Consider the following 1,281-nt stretch of genomic DNA (forward strand, 5'->3'; position numbering starts at 1 on the left):
TGAACTTCCCCCGCTTTAGTGGACACCTCTAGCTAACTTAATTAGAGGTGTTTATGCCAAGATACAACAATCCTAGAAAGACCTGGGAGTATTCAACAGAATTTAAAATCCGAGCAGTTAAAATGAGCTATCAGCCTGATATCCAGAGCAAGCAAGTTGCTGAGGGTTTAGGTATTCATCCATTTATGCTGTCGCGCTGGCGCAAAGAGTACCGAGAGGGTTTGCTTCAGGGCGATGGAAAGAAGCGAGTCGGTTTGTCTAAGAAACGCAAAACAAAATCAATGAAGCAGCTTTCAGAAAACGCCCAGTTAAAGAAAGAGATTGCGCAGCTGAAGAAGGAGAACGACCTTCTAAAAAAGTGGCAACAGTATCTGGCGGAGGTTCATCAGAACGATTTGGATTCATCCACCGATACCGACAAGCCTTCGGAGTAGCCACCTTATGCCGGTGGCTGGGTGTATCACGCAGTGGCTACTACCGCTGGCGGGACCGAGAGCCATCTCAGCGAGAGCTTTCGGATCAGGCGCTGCTGAAAAAGATCGCCAGCATCTTCGATCGGAGCGAAGGTCGCTATGGCAGCCCCAGAGTGCATAAATCCCTGGCCCGTCAGGGCGTCCATGTCGCCAGAAAGCGCGTAGCACGGCTGATGCAGGAGAATGGACTGAAGGCTCGAGTTACTCAGGTCACTCGACGACAGCCTGGCCTGAAGCGCTTTAAGCAGCGAGGCGAGAATAAACTTCTGCAATTCGGTGATACAACGGCATGCGACCAAGTCTGGGTGGCCGATGTGACCTACATTAAACTGGGCGATCGTTGGAGCTATCTGGCGACGATCATGGATCGGCACTCTCGCCGCATCCTCGGCTGGTCACTGTCTTATACTCGAACCACTGAATTGAGTTTAGCTGCCCTGACATATGCCTTGCGCAAAGGCCGACATACCGAAGGCGTAATCTTGCATACCGATCGTGGCATCGAGTTCACGGCCTCAGCGTTCCAGGATGCGCTGACGAAAGCCGGTATCGAGCACAGCGTGAACAGGCCGGGGCATTGTACGGACAACGCTTACATGGAGTCATTCTATCACTCCTTGAAAGGTGAGTTGATACGCAAAAGTCACTTTAAAGACATAGATCATTTGCGAAGAGCAATCGGGCGGTATATAAATCAGTTTTACAACACGGTGAGGTTGCACTCAGGGTTGGATTACAACTCACCGATGGAATATGAGCGAATGGCCGCTTGAGAATTGAGGTGTCCACTTTATCGGGGCAAGATCAC

General features: G+C 50.7%; 2 protein-coding genes. Both read left to right on the forward strand.

Going from position 1 to position 1,281, the window contains the following annotated elements:
- Positions 1-53: 53 nt before the first annotated feature.
- Complete coding sequence (locus BCF53_RS19100; protein ID WP_132704373.1) at positions 54-434, forward strand: transposase; 381 nt, start codon at positions 54-56, stop codon at positions 432-434.
- Complete coding sequence (locus tag BCF53_RS19105) at positions 359-1,246, forward strand: IS3 family transposase (protein WP_165902007.1); 888 nt, start codon at positions 359-361, stop codon at positions 1,244-1,246. The genes BCF53_RS19100 and BCF53_RS19105 overlap by 76 nt, the downstream gene beginning before the upstream one ends.
- Positions 1,247-1,281: the final 35 nt, after the last annotated feature.

Source organism: Reinekea marinisedimentorum (assembly GCF_004341165.1).
GTDB classification, from domain to species: domain Bacteria; phylum Pseudomonadota; class Gammaproteobacteria; order Pseudomonadales; family Natronospirillaceae; genus Reinekea; species Reinekea marinisedimentorum.